This window comes from Kitasatospora griseola, from assembly GCF_044999035.1.
Classification (GTDB): Bacteria; Actinomycetota; Actinomycetes; order Streptomycetales; family Streptomycetaceae; genus Kitasatospora; species Kitasatospora griseola.
The window spans coordinates 1744048-1758127 of sequence record NZ_CP173360.1 but is presented as its reverse complement, the minus strand read 5'-3'; the positions used below and the strand labels follow the sequence as shown (position 1 = coordinate 1758127).

13 protein-coding genes are annotated in these 14080 nt (G+C 73.5%); 10 read left to right on the top strand and 3 right to left on the bottom strand.

Annotated elements, in window-relative coordinates; translation table 11 throughout:
* The first annotated feature begins 105 nt into the window (after positions 1 to 105).
* Together ACI1MP_RS08230 and ACI1MP_RS08225 are read left to right on the top strand one after the other, a co-directional pair.
* Positions 106 to 1638, top strand: a complete 1533-nt coding sequence (locus ACI1MP_RS08230) for a flavin monoamine oxidase family protein (protein WP_380336329.1) — start codon at positions 106 to 108, stop codon at positions 1636 to 1638.
* Positions 1638 to 2960, top strand: a complete 1323-nt coding sequence (locus ACI1MP_RS08225) for a glutamate-cysteine ligase family protein (RefSeq protein WP_404868190.1) — start codon at positions 1638 to 1640, stop codon at positions 2958 to 2960. The genes ACI1MP_RS08230 and ACI1MP_RS08225 overlap by 1 nt, the downstream gene beginning before the upstream one ends.
* A 2-nt stretch (positions 2961 to 2962) precedes the next feature.
* On the opposite strand, the gene ACI1MP_RS08220 is transcribed toward ACI1MP_RS08225, so the two are convergent.
* Complete coding sequence (locus tag ACI1MP_RS08220; protein ID WP_404868189.1) at positions 2963 to 3868, bottom strand: RimK family alpha-L-glutamate ligase; 906 nt, start codon at positions 3866 to 3868, stop codon at positions 2963 to 2965.
* 297 nt (positions 3869 to 4165) lie between these two features.
* On the opposite strand from ACI1MP_RS08220, the gene ACI1MP_RS08215 reads away from it, so the two are divergent.
* The 3 genes from ACI1MP_RS08215 (at position 4166) to ACI1MP_RS08205 (ending at position 7471) form a co-directional block, all read left to right on the top strand.
* Positions 4166 to 4987 carry a lipase family protein gene (locus tag ACI1MP_RS08215; RefSeq protein ID WP_404868188.1) on the top strand — a complete coding sequence of 274 codons (822 nt, stop codon included), beginning with the start codon at positions 4166 to 4168 and terminating at the stop codon, positions 4985 to 4987.
* Between the two features lie 242 nt (positions 4988 to 5229).
* A complete protein-coding gene (locus tag ACI1MP_RS08210; protein ID WP_404868187.1) occupies positions 5230 to 6369 on the top strand; it encodes a DUF3103 family protein in 1140 nt (379 codons plus the stop codon).
* A 145-nt stretch (positions 6370 to 6514) separates the two neighbouring features.
* A complete protein-coding gene (locus tag ACI1MP_RS08205) occupies positions 6515 to 7471 on the top strand; it encodes a helix-turn-helix domain-containing protein (RefSeq protein ID WP_404868186.1) in 957 nt (318 codons plus the stop codon).
* 24 nt (positions 7472 to 7495) lie between these two features.
* On the opposite strand, the gene ACI1MP_RS08200 is transcribed toward ACI1MP_RS08205, so the two are convergent.
* Positions 7496 to 7945 (bottom strand): SsgA family sporulation/cell division regulator, encoded by a 450-nt coding sequence (locus ACI1MP_RS08200; protein ID WP_043910631.1) that lies wholly within the window; start codon positions 7943 to 7945, stop codon positions 7496 to 7498.
* 363 nt (positions 7946 to 8308) lie between these two features.
* On the opposite strand from ACI1MP_RS08200, the gene ACI1MP_RS08195 reads away from it, so the two are divergent.
* The 4 genes from ACI1MP_RS08195 to ACI1MP_RS08180 all read left to right on the top strand — a co-directional run bounded on the left by ACI1MP_RS08195 (position 8309) and on the right by ACI1MP_RS08180 (position 12275).
* On the top strand, positions 8309 to 9550 hold the full coding sequence (locus ACI1MP_RS08195; RefSeq protein ID WP_404868185.1) for a PucR family transcriptional regulator: 1242 nt from the start codon (positions 8309 to 8311) through the stop codon (positions 9548 to 9550).
* A 202-nt stretch (positions 9551 to 9752) separates the two neighbouring features.
* Positions 9753 to 10583, top strand: coding sequence for an alpha/beta fold hydrolase (locus ACI1MP_RS08190; RefSeq protein ID WP_380336350.1), 831 nt, complete (start codon positions 9753 to 9755; stop codon positions 10581 to 10583).
* Between the two features lie 91 nt (positions 10584 to 10674).
* Positions 10675 to 11517, top strand: a complete 843-nt coding sequence (locus ACI1MP_RS08185) for a helix-turn-helix domain-containing protein (protein ID WP_404868184.1) — start codon at positions 10675 to 10677, stop codon at positions 11515 to 11517.
* Positions 11518 to 11579: 62 nt separating this feature from the next.
* Positions 11580 to 12275, top strand: a complete 696-nt coding sequence (locus ACI1MP_RS08180; protein WP_380336516.1) for an alpha/beta hydrolase — start codon at positions 11580 to 11582, stop codon at positions 12273 to 12275.
* Between the two features lie 88 nt (positions 12276 to 12363).
* Here ACI1MP_RS08180 and ACI1MP_RS08175 read toward each other — a convergent pair whose 3' ends face one another.
* Positions 12364 to 13200 carry an alpha/beta fold hydrolase gene (locus ACI1MP_RS08175; RefSeq protein WP_043910637.1) on the bottom strand — a complete coding sequence of 279 codons (837 nt, stop codon included), beginning with the start codon at positions 13198 to 13200 and terminating at the stop codon, positions 12364 to 12366.
* Positions 13201 to 13451: 251 nt separating this feature from the next.
* Here ACI1MP_RS08175 and ACI1MP_RS08170 point away from each other — a divergent pair, with 251 nt between their 5' ends.
* Positions 13452 to 14000, top strand: a complete 549-nt coding sequence (locus ACI1MP_RS08170; protein WP_380336355.1) for a Dps family protein — start codon at positions 13452 to 13454, stop codon at positions 13998 to 14000.
* The last annotated feature ends 80 nt before the right edge of the window (positions 14001 to 14080 follow it).

Sequence of the window (14080 nt, the reverse complement as noted above, 5' to 3'; positions counted from 1 at the left end):
GGCCCGGTGGGACGGTGTCGGGGAGGCGCGGCGAGATCCGGTCGACCCACGGGGGCGGGCGAGAGACCGGGGCGTCGCGCGGTTCGCGCACCGATAGGGGTCCCGATGTTCGACACCAGTTTTGCGTTCCCCCGCGCCCTGCTGACGCCGACCGCCGGCCCGGGCGGGCGGGTGGTCGTGATCGGGGCCGGCATCGCCGGCCTGGTGTGCGCGTACGAGCTGCAGCGGCGCGGCTTCGACGTGGCGGTGTACGAACGCGGCAACCGGCCCGGCGGGCGGATCCGCACCCACCGGTTCTGGGACGGCACGCACGCCGACCTCGGCGCGATGCGGATCCCCGCGAACCACCACTGCGTGCTGCACTACGTGAACAGGTTCCGGCTGGCCACCCGGCCCTTCGTCAACGCCAACCCGCAGGCCTACTACCACCTGCGCGGCAGCAAGGTCCGGGTGCACGAGGTCGCCGCGCTGTTCCCCGCCTTCGCGCTGCGCCCCGACGAGCGCCACGCCCCGTCCGCGCTGCTGGACCGGATCCTCGCCCCCGTCTGGCGGGCCCTCACCGTCGAACAGCAGCGCCGCGCCCTCGACGGCCGGTGGGACGACCCGGCGCTGGAGCGCGCCGCCTCGGTGTCGCTGTGGCAGTACGTCCACGAGCACCTCTCCCAGGACGCCTGGGACCTGTTCGGCCACGCCAGCGGCCTCGCCCACTACGAGCAGTCCTCGCTGCTGGAAGTCCTGGTCGACTACTTCGGCCTGTTCCACCGCGGCCAGGTCGAACTCGCCGACGGCATGGACGCCCTGGTGCACTCCTTCGTCCGGGCGCTGCGCCCCGGCACCCTGCGGCTGTCCACCCGGATCGACGAACTCGCGCTGCGCGCCGACGGCGTCCGGGTGCGCGGCCGGCGGATCGGCGGGCGGCTCGACGAGGACGCGGACTTCGTGGTCTGCTGCATCCCCGCCCCCGCGCTCGACCAGATCGCCGTCACCCCCGGCCTGCCGCACGCGCAGCGCCACGCCGTGCGCGGCATCAGCTACGCGTCCAGCGCCAAGACCGTGCTGCACGTGACCCACCGCCGCTGGGAGATCGAGGACGGCATCCACGGCGGCGGCAGCTTCACCGACCTGCCGATCCAGCAGTGCTGGTACCCGTCCGACAACGCGGTGCGCGCCGACGGCGGCGTCAACGGCTCCGGCACCCCCCGCTGGGACGCCCGCGACCGGCTGCGCTCCGCCGAACCCGCCGCGCTGCTCGGCGCCTACCTGTGGGGCGCCAACGCCCGCCGGTTCGCCGCGCTGGAACAGGCCGACCGGGAGGCGCTGGTGCTGGAGTGCCTGGAGAAGCTGCACCCCGGCATCACCGGCGACGTCGACGACATCGTGCACTGCAACTGGGACGTGCAGACCGGCATGGGCGGCGGCGCGTTCGCCCACCTCACCCCCGGCGAGCACACCCGCTACCTGTCGGTGCTCGGCGCGCCCCACCCGGCGCACCGGCCGCGGATCTTCTTCGCCGGCGAGCACCTGTCCGGCGCGCACGCCTGGTGCCAGGGCGCCGCGCAGTCCGCGCTCGGCGCCGTCGGCGCGCTGCTGGACCACGCCCGGCAGGCCCGCACCGCCGCCCCGGTGAGCGCCCCGTGATGGACCGGGCGCAGCTGCTCGCCCCGCTGACGCCCGCCCCGGGCGGCGCCGAACAGGTCGGCGTCGAGGTCGAGTGCGGCCTGCTCGACCCGGCCACCGGCATCGGCGCCCGCTACTCGGGCCCGCGCGGCGTACGCGCCGTGCTGGAGGCGGTACTTCGGCACTGGGGCGGCGAACCCGAGCAGGACCGCGACTGCCTGACGGGCGTCCGGCTGCCCGACGGCAGCACCGTCACGCTGGAGCACGGCGGGCAGATCGAGTACTCCTCCACCCCCGGGCCCGGCGTCGGCAAGACCATGGACGACGTCCGGGCCGCGCTGGCCCGGCTCGCCGACCTGGCGGCCGGCCTCGACCTGGCCCTGGTCCCCGGCGGCAACCTGCCGTTCGGCCGGCTCGCCGACGTCGAATGGGTGCCGATGTCGCGGGGCGCGCTGATGCGCCAGTACTTCGCCGACCTCGGCCCGGCCGGGGCCCGCGCCCCGCACGTGATGGCGCTGTCGCTCTCCACCCAGGCCACCCTCGACTTCCTCGACCCCGCCGACTTCACCCGGAAGCTGCGGATGCAGACCGCCGTCGCCCCCGTGGTCTCCGCCCTGCTCGTCAACTCCCCCCTGCACGAGGGCCGTCCGTGCGGGCTGCTGTCCCACCGCAGCTGGGCCTGGCTGCGGATGGACCCGCGCCGGGCCGGCCTGCTGCCCCCCGGACTGCGGCCCGACGTCGGCGCCGAGGACGTCGTCGACTGGGCGCTCGGCATCCCGCTGATCCACTACCGCACCCGCGACGGCCGCCACCACCGCGCCCCCGAGGGCAGCTTCGCCGAACTGCTCGGCCACGGCCTCGACGACGCCCCGCGGCGCTGGGCCGCCCACCTCGACCAGCTGTGGACCGACACCCGGGTGCGCCGCACCCTGGAACTGCGCGGCGCCGACGGCCCGCCCCACCCCCATCTCGCCGCGCTGCCCGCGCTTTGGACCGGACTCGCCTACCACCGTGAATCCTGCGACGCCGCCTGGGAGTTGACCGGCCGCCACAGCGCCGCCGAGCACCGCGCCGCCCGCGCCGAACTCCCCGTCCGCGGCCTCGACACCCGCCTCGGCGACACCCCGGTCCGCCCGCTGGCCGCCGAACTGCTGCGCCTCGCCCGGGCCGGCCTGGACGCCCGGGTCGCCGCCGGACTCGAACCCCCGCACGTGCCCGGCCTGCTCGACCCGCTGGACGAGATCGTCGCCACCGGCCGCACCTTCGCCGAACAGACCCTGGCGCGCTGGGACGGCGAACTGCGCCGCGATCCGGCCCGCTACGTGGCGCTGTACCGGATCTGACGCTACGTCAACCTGCTTGTACAGGCGGCGATCAGGGCGTCGGTCACCTGCGTGACCCGCGCGCCCCAGCGGACGTTGGCGTTCACCTCGCACAGCGTGAAGGTGCCGTCCTCCTCGAAGAGCAGGTCGACGCCCGCGAGCACCAGGCCGACCTGCTCGGCGGCCCGCACCGCCAGCTCCTCCGCCACCGGGAAACGGCCCGGGCACGGCTCGACGGTGCCGCCGAGCGAAACGTTCGACTGCATCAGGCCGTTGGCGGAACTGCGCAACCCGACGGCCACCGCGCGGCCCTCGACCACGATCACCCGCAGGTCGCGGCCGTGCGAGTGCCGCACGTAGCGCTGGAACAGGAACGGCACGTCGGGACGCAGACAGCCCTGGACATCGGCCACCATCGCCGCGTCCCGCGCCAGGAACACCTGGTGGCCGCCGCTGCCGCGCACCGCCTTCACCACGCACGGCTCGGGGATCCCGGCCGCCACCGCGAGGTCCGGCCGGGTGTCGGTGTAGGTGCGGGTGTCGGGGACGGGCAGGCCCGCCCCGGCGAGCGCCTGAAGCTGCCAGAACTTGTTGACGCAGGTCAGGATCGCCTCCGGCGGGTTGATCAACTGCGTGCCCATCGCCTGGAGTTGCCGCAGCAGGGTGATCTCCCGGTCGGTGCTCAACGGGGTCATCGCCAGGCGCACCACGGCCGCCCGGGGCGGCGTGATCGGACGCCCCGCCAGATCGTGCAGGGTCAGCTTCCCGCCCGTCACGCCCAGCAGCACCCGATCGGTCGACACCACCGCGAACCGCGACCCGAACGCCGCGGCGAAATCCCGGGCCAGCCGTTTCGCCACCGGGGACTCCCGGACGGCGGGGCCGAGCAGCAGCCACAACTCGGCCTCGGGCAGGGGATCTTCGGCCACGGAACGGTCTCCTCGGATCGACGGGTGCACGGGCGGCACCATCATCGGCGCCCGGAGCGCCCCCGGTACAGCCACCGCGCCGACCGTGCGCACCGGGGCCGGTCCGGCCGATCGCGCTGATCCGACGAGACCGATCGGACCGGCACCAGGGGGCGCGGCCGCCGACGGAGTGCGCCCACTGCGCCCCCCAGCGCCCGCGCGTCCGGCCCCGGGTTGTCGGGCGGCGACCGCCGGTGCGACGCACGATGGCGGCCTCCGCTTCTGTTCGTCTGCTTACCGAGGAAGGATCCACCGCCCGTGGCCGTTCCCACCACGCTCGACCACACCGTCACCGACTACAGCCTCCCGCACGCCTACTGGCTGGCGCGCGCCTCCGACCTGGCCTACCAGGACGACGCCGCCGTCGAGCAGCAGGCCCGCGACTGGGGCTTTCCGACGGTCCGGCACCACGTCACCGCGTTCACCCCGCCGTTCCCGCTCCAGGACACCCAGGCGTACACGGCGGCCAGCGACCGGATGATCATCACGGCGTTCCGCGGCACCGAGCCCAAGGAGATCCGCGACTGGCTCTCCGACGGCACCACCCCGCCCTGGCCCGGGCCGGCCGCCACCGGCTACGTGCACTACGGCTTCGCCGAGGCACTGGAGTCGATCTTCCCGACCGTCAAGGACGCCGTCGCCGAACTCCGCACCAACGGGCAGACCGTCTGGTTCACCGGGCACAGCCTCGGCGGCGCGCTCGCCATGCTGGCCGCGGCCCGGCTGCTCCTGGAGGCCCCCGAACTCCGGGCCGACGGCGTGATCACCTTCGGCCAGCCCCGGACCTGCGACCGGCTGCTGGCCGCCGCCTACAACAAGGGCCTCAAGGACCGGAGCCACCGCTTCGTCAACAACAACGACATCGTGCCCCAGCTGCCGCCGGAACCGGCCTTCACCCACGTCGACGTCCTGCGCTGGATCGACTCCTCGGGCCGGATCCACGAGAAGGGCGCCGGCCTGGCGGGCGAGCTCGCCAACCGGGCGAAAGGCCTGGCGGCCGACGCGTTCTCGCCCACCGGCGACGGGATCCGGGACCACTTCATGCGGAACTACCTGGCGGCGATCGAGAAGAACCTGTGACCCCCGGTCGCGCTCTCCCTGCTCGCTCGGGAGATTTTGAGCAGACACGGTCACGATTTGGCACAGACATTACGGACACTTCATGACCGGTCGTACTGGACGGTCACACGAGGTCTATTCGCGTAGACGCCCGATACCCCACCATGGTGCCGCTCCAGGAACCATCACGTCGGACCCGATCCGGGTCCGGCGTCCATGGCCTGCCCGGGATCCGGGCGGCCACCACAGGTGGAGGCTCCCCCATGTTCTCCCTGCACTCTGCACAGCGGTTCCGTGCGGTGCTGACCGGTGTCGCGCTGACCGGTCTCGCCGTCACCGCCGCCCCGGGCCTCGCGTCCGCGGCCCCCGCGTCCGCCCCCTCGCGGCACGCGACCCGGGTCTCGGCGGTGGACGCCATCGAGGACGGCGCGGCGCGCTCCCTCGCGCTCTCGCTCGGTGACTCGGCCTGGCGGCACCAGGTCGCCGGCGCCCTGTCCCAGGGCAAGGCGGTGAATCTGCGCGGTCTGACCGCCGGTTCGGCCACCCAGGGCGCGGCCGGTCTCGGCGCGCACATCGCGAAGGCGGACCGTCAGGTCGCCGACGCCAAGGGCCTCGGCGCGGACACCGGTTCGCTGCTCCAGGCCCGCCTGGTCGGCGCCGCGGTCGACGGCGTGGAGCCGCTGGTGGCGTCCTCGCCGTCGGACGACAACGCCACCGCGGTGGTCGCGTACGACAGCACCGGCAAGGCGTACGACCTGGCCGCGGACCACGCCCCCGACCGTCCGGTCATCCTGGTGGACGTGGACACCGACAAGGCCACCGAGGCCGGGATGAAGGTGCTGCGGCAGGAGCTGGCCGCCGCGGGCCTGCAGGCCCCGGTGAGCGCGCCGGTGAACACCGCCGCGGCCGCCGCCGGCTTCTGGACCACCCGGGTCACCGCCGTCACGGTCAAGGACGTCAAGGAGCCCTGGTTCAAGGGCGCCGCGGAGATCTTCGACCTGGTCACCGGCTTCGGCCTGGACGGCAAGGTGCGGGTCGACACCGTGACCATGCCGTACCTGGACGACGCCAACAAGACGTACTACCCGAACCAGATCCTGGTGAACTGGTCGCTGTACAAGTACAACCTGGCCGACGTCGTGATGATGGAGGACGACGGCGACACCAACTACTCCTCGCTGGCCAAGGCGCTGGCGGCGGTGCTGCTGACCATCGCCGACCAGGGCGCGTACATCCCGCTGGTCAACGCGGTCATCGACGCGATGCCGTCGTCCTGGTGGACCGACGACCCGGACTACGTCGAGTCCTGGTACACCCTGGCCACCACCACGACCGGAACCCGCACCGGCGCCTCGGGCAACGGGACGATGACCTTCGACCGGTACTGGGTGTCCGCGCTCTGACGGACCGACGGGAATGAGCCGGGCGCCGGCGGGAGTTGTCGCTCCCGCCGGCGCTCCGGAGCTCTTTTGGGCCCCGGGGCCCGGAGATGGTGTGATTCCGACGCCGACTCCAGACGGGCCGGCCCGACCCGAGGGAGGAAGTCCGTTGTCCGCCGAGCTCCCCGCCGAGCCGCTGTCCGCCGCCGACCGTGCGGAGATCTGGTACCAGGCAGTGGCCAGTGCGTTCGTGCCGATGGCGGTGGAGTTCCTGGAGGACGAGCCGTCGCCGGGGACGATCGTCGGCCACCGGCTCGGCCCGATGCGGATCCTGCAGGTGAAGGCCGGGCCGCAGATGGTGACCCGGACCAGGCAGCTGATCGCCCGGGAGAACGCCGGGTCGCTGATCCTGACGCTCCAGCAGCGCGGCACCTCGCTCAAGGAGCAGGACGGGCGGGAGGCGTCGATCCGGCCCGGGGAGTTCTCGATCACCGACGCGTCCCGGGTGTTCCGCAAGCGCATCGACGAGGACTTCACGTTCACGTCCTTCCACTTCCCGCGCGCCGAACTGGACGTCCACGAGCGGGACCTGCGGGCGCTGACCGCCACCACCTTCGGCCCCGGCGAGGGCAGCGCGGCGCTGGTGGCGACCTACCTGGCCGGGATGGCCCGGGAGGCGCCGGTGCTGGACGAGGCGGTCGGGCGGCGGGCCGCGGCGACCGCGCTCGACCTGCTGGCGATGCTGATCGACGACCGCTGCGGGCGGGAGCGGCCGCAGGGCCTGCACGGCGCCGCCTCGCTGGAGCGGGTCAAGGACCACATCCGGCGCAACCTCGGGGATCCGGACCTGTCGCCGTCCGGCATCGCGGAGGCGAACCACATCTCGCTGCGGTTCCTGCACAAGCTGTTCCAGCAGGAGGGGACCACGGTCGGGGCGTGGATCCGGGCGCAGCGCCTGGACCGGTGCAGTCGGGACCTGCGCCGGTCGACGGCCGAGGAGCTCGGCGTGGCGGGGATCGCCCGGCGCTGGGGCTTCGTCAACTCCAGCCACTTCAGCCGGGCGTTCCGGGCGGCGTACGGGATGACGCCGCGCGACTGGCAGATGCTCGGCCGGTCGCAGGGCTGACGGGCGGACCGCGACCGGACCGGGTCAGCCGGTCAGGCTGTGCAGTTCGGCGTCCCAGTCGATCAGCGCGGCCTCGGCGCCCGGCGGGACCAGGGCGAAGGCGTCCCGGCGCAGCCAGCGGCGCACCTGGCGGGCGGGCAGGTCGAGCAGCACACTGCCGTCCTCGCCCTGGAGCATGATCCGCAGCGAGGTGCGGCCGTGGCACGGGCAGGGCGGCCAGATGCGGACGTCGCCGAGGCCGGAGGGCTTCTGCAGGCCGTCCCAGAGCAGGTCGCGGGCGAACCGCCAGACGCCCGCCTCGGCGGCCTGGCCGAGGAACTCCAGGGCGACGGCGTATGGGTCGTCCTGGCAGTAGGCGAGGCGGACGGGGACGTCGACGGACTGCTGCTCGCCGAGGACGATCCGGGCGTCGACGTCGAGGTCGGTGCTGGCTGCCTCCGGCTGCGGCTCGGACAGCGGGTGGGGGGCGGGCATGGGGCTCTCCTGGGTCGGTGCGGCGCGGCTCCCGCCCTGGGCCCCGGGAGCTGCCGACGACCAGGGGGCGGAACCTCTCAGGAGGCTATGCAGCGGCCTGTGCGGCGGATGTTCCGGCGATGCACGGCGGCGTGACGATCCGTGCACCGTTCGGCCTCCGACCGGCCCGAGGGGTAGGTCCCCGGGGGCCGCGCCACCCGGTGGAAGGGGGCGGTTTGGTCCACCAACTCTTATGACTGTAAAGGGAGTTGATAGATTCGTGGGGTGCCTCCGCAGGCCCGCGGCGGAGGCGTTTTCCTCGGTTTGTCGAACGTTTGGCCATCCCGTTTCGCTTCTTGTATGAATGCGCCGGGAGGCTTGATCATGACGAGGTTGATCCAGCGTGCTCGTCCTGGCGGCGAGGCGCTCCAGGCCCTGGTGGACGGGCTGGCCGAGGAACTGGGCCGCTCCGTCGTCCTGGACGATCCGCTGGTGCGGATGATCTGCACCAGCCGGCACTTCGGCGACGAGGACGGCGTGCGGGTCCGGACCCTGCTCCAGGGCATCGCGGACGACGAGACCATCCGCTACGTGCTGTCACAGGGCGTCGCCGGGTGGACCCGGCCGGGCGTGCTGCCGGGCCGGGACGACCTGGGGCTGCTGCCGCGGTACTGCGTGCCGATCCGCGAACGCGGGTACCTGCTGGGCATTCTGATGGTGGTGGTCACGGACCAGGAGCTGACGTCCGAGCAGTTCGCGGCCATCGACCGGACCGCCCGCGCGCTGGCCGCCGAGATGTACGCGCAGCGCCTGGCCGCGGACATCGACGAGGAGGAGAGCCGCCGGCTGGTGGCCCAACTGGTCGGCTCCGACACGGCGCTGCGGTGCACGGCGTACGAGCGACTGGTCGACGACGGCCTGCTCCCGGCCGGGCCGCACGTGGTGGTGACCGTGGTGGCCGTCTCCGGGCACCGCGACGCCCCCGGCCGGGTCGAGGTGGCGCTGTGCGCCGCCCTCGACCCGTTCCGGCAGAACCGGGCGGCGCTGGGGCTGCTCGCGGTCGAGCAGGACCGGGCCGTGCTGGTGCAGGTCTTCGACCGCGAGCCGACCGAGGACGACCTGGAACTCCAGTGCCGCACCGTGGCCCGCTCGCTGCGGACCTTCCTCGACCCGGGGACCGTCACGGTGGTCGGGGTGGGCGGCCGCCGCGGCCGGCTCGACGAGGCGTGGATCTCCTACGACCAGGCCCGGGTGGCGCTCCGGGCGGCCCGCCGGCTGCCCCGGCTGGCGGGCATCGCAGACTGGGAGCGGCTCGGCGAGTACGCCGTCCTGCTGCAGCTGCCCGACAGCGCGTTGAACAGCACGCTGCTGCCGAAGCCGCTGCGGCGGCTGCTGGACCGCGGCGCCAACGCCAAGCTGGAGGAGACCCTGCGCTGCTTCCTGGAGAACGCCGGCTCGGTGCCGCGGACCGCGGAGCAGCTGGAGGTCCACCGCACCTCGCTGTACTACCGCCTGCGGCAGATCCAGGAGATCACCGGCCTGGACCTGGACAACGGCGGGCACCGCCTGGCGCTGCACACGGGGCTGCGGGTGCTGGAGCTGCTCCAGCACCCGCAGGACCGCTGAGCGCGCTTCCTACAGAGCGATGACGAGACGCTGCTACAGACGGTGAAAGCTTCGGCCGGCAATCCCTACGTCGGTCGGTGGCCCGCGGCTCGTGGTCCCGACAAGAATCGTCATCGCGAGCCGTCGCCCGTCCTCCGGCCACCGCCGGGCCTGGACGTTCCCGCATCCACAGCCGACCCCGAACGGACCGGACACCCGCACCATGCACGAAGTGATCACCCACGACGGAGTGCGTCTGAGCCACCGCGACAGCGGCGGCGAGGGCGTCCCCCTGGTCATGCTCCACGGCTGGGGGCAGACCCAGGAGATGTTCCGCCACCAGCTCACCGGACTGGCGCCGGGACGGCGCGTCATCACGGTGGACTTCCGCGGCCACGGCCGGTCCGGGAAGCCGCAGCACGGCTACCGGATCGCCCGACTGGCCGGTGACATACGGGAGTTGGTCGACCAGCTCGGACTGGACGAGTTCGACGCGCTGGGCTGGTCGATGGGCGCCTCGGTGTGGTGGAGCTTCGTCGACCAGTACGGCACCGGGCGGATCCGCCGGCTGGTGCTGGTCGACCAGCCCGCCGCGGTCGCCGCGGTGCCCTGGACGGCGCCCGCCGAACAGCGCGCGGCCGGCGCCATCTTCGACGTGGCCGGGCTGCTGGAGCTGTGCGCCGGGCTGGCCGGCCCGGACGGCGACGAGGTCCGCGAGGGCTTCGTCCGGTCGATGTTCGGGGGCGACACCGACCCCGGCGTGCGGGCCTTCGTGCTGGACGAGATCCGCGCCACCCCGGCGTACGCGGGCGTCCCGCTGCTGTTCGACCACTGCGCGCAGGACTGGCGCGACGTGCTCGACCGGATCGACGTGCCGGCGCTGGTGATCGGCTGCGAGGGCAGCCACGTCGACCCCGCCTCGCAGCGCTTCGTCGCCGAGCGGATCCCCGGCGGCCGCCTGCACGTCTTCCCGAGGGAGGTGGCGAACTCGCACTTCCCGTTCCTGGAGAACCCCGAGGCGTTCAACGCCGTCGTGGACGCCTTCCTCTCCTGAACCCCGCGCCGTCCCACCACCCGGCGCACTCCCCGCACTCGCAAAACTCAACCGGTCGGAGAACCCCGTGAACCTGTCGGGTCCCTCACCCATGCCCGAAAACGACTGCTCGCTGTTCGACCCGACCCTGTTCGGCGGCGCCGTGGTCGACGTCCTGGCCCCGCCGCCCGGCACCGCCCCCGACGACTGCCTGTACGTCGCCCTGCACCTGGCGGGCGCGGCCTCGCTGCGACGCGGCGACACCAGCACCGTGCTGGCCCCCGGCGACCTGCTGATCGACACCGCCCCGCACCCGGCGGGCCTGCTGCGCGACGCCGAGTGCCGGATGCTCCGGTTCCGCGTCCCGTGCTTCTATCTGGGCGTCCGGCGGGCCGACGTGCGGCGCACCGGCGGGCTGCTGGCGCGCGGCGACACCGGCGTGGGCGCGCTGGCCTCGCAGTTCCTGCAGACTCTGGCCGGCCAGTCCCGGGCCCACCGGGCGCGGCCCGGCAATCACCTGGCGCGCAGCGTCTGCGACATCGTCGCGATCCTGGTGACCGAGCTGATGGAGCAGCACGCGCCCCCGCACCCGACCGGCGCGGGCGAGATCCTCGCCCGGCTGCGCGAGCACATCGAGGAGAACCTCGTCGACCCGGACCTGTCGCCGGAGTCCATCGCCCGCTCGCAGCACATCTCGGTGCGCTACCTGCACAAGCTGTTCCAGCAGGACGGCACCACGGTCGGCCAGTGGGTGCGGCAGCGGCGGTTGGACGCCTGCCGCCGCGAGCTGGAGTGCCCCGCGCGCCGCCAGACCAGCGTCTCCGCGGTCGCGCACCGCTGGGGCTTCGTCAGCCACTCGCACTTCAGCCGCGCCTTCCGCGAGACCTACGGCGTCTCGCCCCGGCAGTGGCAGGCCTACGCCGCCGCCCACGCGGACGGCGTCCACCCCGCGTGACCCCCACCAGCACCGCGTCGGCGGCGGCCCGCCCCGCCGCCGACGCCGTCAGAAAGGCCGCCATGTCCGCCACCCGGCCCACCGTCGTGCTCGTCCACGACGGCTGTTCCGACGCCACCACGTGGGCCGGCGTCGTCGCCGAGCTCCACCGCCGCGGCCTGAGCGTGCTCGCCGCCGCCAATCCGCTGCGCGGACTCGCCCACGACGCCGCCTACCTGGCCGCCCTGCTCGCGGACCTCGACGGCCCCGTGGTGCTGGTCGGCCACGCCTACGGCGGGGCGGTGATCACCGAGGCCGGCGGCGCGCCGAACGTGGTCGCGCTGGTCTACGTCGCCGCCTACCTGCCCGACGTGGGGGAGAGCTACGACGACCTGGCCGCCGGGCTCGCCCCCGGGCAGGGCCGGGCCCAGCTGCTGCGCACCGGCGCCGGGGACGAACTCACCGTGCCCCGGGAGCGGTTCCCGGAACTGGTGGCGGCCGACCTCGACCCGGAGCTGGCGCAGGTCCTCGCCGCGCTCCAACGCCCGGTCGCCGAGCGGGTGTTCACCGAGGCGCCGACCGCCGCGGCGTGGCGCGACAAGCCGTCCTGGGCGCTGGTGACGGGCGCCGACCAGGCGCTGCCGCCGGAGGTCCAGCGCTTCACCGCCGAGCGGGCGGGCGCTTCGGTGACGGAGCTGCGCGAGGCCTCGCACGCGGTGATCGTCTCGCGGCCGACCGCCGTCGCGGAGCTGATCCACGAGGTCGCGACGGGTCGTTGACGGCCCGTCCGGGAAATGGTTCGCGCCCGGCGTCCCCGCGGAATGCGGGACGCCGGGCGCGAGTCGTTGCGCGGCCGACCGGCCGGGACTACTTGGCCAGGAAGGCCAGCAGCGCGGAGTTGACCTCCTCGGCGTGGGTCCAGAGCAGGCCGTGCGGCGCGCCCTCGATCTCCACGTAGTCCGCGGCGGGCAGCGCACGGTGGAACGGGCGGGCGGTGTTCTCGACCGGCAGGATGCGGTCGCCGGTGCCGTGCAGGATCAGCGCCGGAACGTCGATCTTGGGCAGGTCGGCGCGGAAGTCGGTGTACCAGGTGGACGGCGCGGCCGAGGCCGCGAACGCGCCGCCGGAGGCCGCGACGTTCCAGCTGTTGCGGACGGACTCCTCGCTGATCCGGGTGCCGAGGTTCTCGTCCAGGTTGTAGAAGTTCTCGAAGAAGTCGCTGTAGTAGGCGTAGCGGTCGGCCTTCACGGCGGCGACGACGCCCTCGAAGAACTCCAGCGGGGCGGCGCCCTCCGGGTTGTCGTCGGTCAGCAGCAGGTACGGCTCCAGCGAGGCCAGGAACGCGACCTTGGCGACCCGGGCCGAGCCGTAGGTCGACACGTAGCGGGCGACCTCGCCGGTGCCCATCGAGAAGCCGACCAGGACGGCGTCGCGGACGTCCAGGGTCTCCAGCACGGTGTTCAGGTCGGCCGCGAAGGTGTCGTAGTCGTAGCCGGTGGTCGGCTGCGAGGACTGGCCGAAGCCGCGGCGGTCGTAGGTGATGACCCGGTAGCCGGCGTCGAGCAGCGCGGCCTCCTGGCGCTCCCAGGAGTGCCCGTTCAGCGGGAAGCCGTGGATCAGGACGACCGGCTGACCGGTGCCGTGGTCCTCGTAGTAGACGTCGATGGAGGTGGTGTTCTCCTGGCCGACGGTGATGTAAGGCATGGCGGTTCACTTTCGTCAGTGGAGCGGCCCGGTTGGCGGGCGGTTGACTCGCCCCACGCTAGGAGCGGGTCGGGGCGGCGGATCGCCCGGGAGAGCACAACTCGTCGCCCCAGAGCGCCATCCGACCTGACCGCGCGTCAACTGCGGTGCGGGGTGCGCGCAGCGGCCGCTGCCCGTGCACGGTCGGGACAGGCGGGAGGCCTCGGCGTTTCTACGCTGATGGGGCCTTGACCCCGATCCTCAGGAGCACCATGTCCAGCCAGCCTCGCCTGCACCAGCGCGGGCCCGCCGTCCAGGAGTTCGGCACCGTCACGCAGCTGCCGATCGCGCTGTCGCACGACGCCCGCCTGTACTCGACGCAGCGCCTCAACCGCGTCCTCGCGGACACCCAGTTCCTGTACGGGCTGTACAAGAAGTACCACTGGGGGATGCGCGGCCCGACGGCCTACCAGCTGCACCTGCTGTTCGACAAGCACGCCCAGGAGCAGCTGGAACTGATCGACGCGCTCGCCGAGCGGGTGCAGACCCTCGGCGGCGTCGCGGTCGGCGACCTGCGGCACGCGGCCGAGATCACCGGCGTGCCGCGCCCGCCGGACGGCCTCGACGACGTGCGCTCGATGCTCTCGCGGCTGCTGGACGCGCACGAGCGCATCCTCACCGACGCCCGGGACGCCGCCACCCGCACCGCCGAACTCGGTGACGACGGCACCCAGGACCTGCTGGTGTCGCAGATCATCCGCGGCGGCGAGACCCAGGTGTGGTTCCTCGCCGAGCACCTGGTGGACACCCCGGAGCTGTAGGCACGCCGGAGCTTGCCGGCACGCAGCCCAGCACGCCGGAGCTCGCCGGCACACAGCCCAAAGGGGCCGTCCTCGGACGG

Coding starts and splice junctions, on each gene's coding strand:
- ACI1MP_RS08230 (WP_380336329.1), top strand. CDS start 106: ATGTTCGACACCAGTTTTGCGTTCCCCCGCGCCCTGCTGACGCCGACC.
- ACI1MP_RS08225 (WP_404868190.1), top strand. CDS start 1,638: ATGGACCGGGCGCAGCTGCTCGCCCCGCTGACGCCCGCCCCGGGCGGC.
- ACI1MP_RS08210 (WP_404868187.1), top strand. CDS start 5,230: ATGTTCTCCCTGCACTCTGCACAGCGGTTCCGTGCGGTGCTGACCGGT.
- ACI1MP_RS08200 (WP_043910631.1), bottom strand. CDS start 7,945: ATGCCCGCCCCCCACCCGCTGTCCGAGCCGCAGCCGGAGGCAGCCAGC.
- ACI1MP_RS08195 (WP_404868185.1), top strand. CDS start 8,309: ATGACGAGGTTGATCCAGCGTGCTCGTCCTGGCGGCGAGGCGCTCCAG.
- ACI1MP_RS08190 (WP_380336350.1), top strand. CDS start 9,753: ATGCACGAAGTGATCACCCACGACGGAGTGCGTCTGAGCCACCGCGAC.
- ACI1MP_RS08185 (WP_404868184.1), top strand. CDS start 10,675: ATGCCCGAAAACGACTGCTCGCTGTTCGACCCGACCCTGTTCGGCGGC.
- ACI1MP_RS08180 (WP_380336516.1), top strand. CDS start 11,580: ATGTCCGCCACCCGGCCCACCGTCGTGCTCGTCCACGACGGCTGTTCC.
- ACI1MP_RS08175 (WP_043910637.1), bottom strand. CDS start 13,200: ATGCCTTACATCACCGTCGGCCAGGAGAACACCACCTCCATCGACGTC.
- ACI1MP_RS08170 (WP_380336355.1), top strand. CDS start 13,452: ATGTCCAGCCAGCCTCGCCTGCACCAGCGCGGGCCCGCCGTCCAGGAG.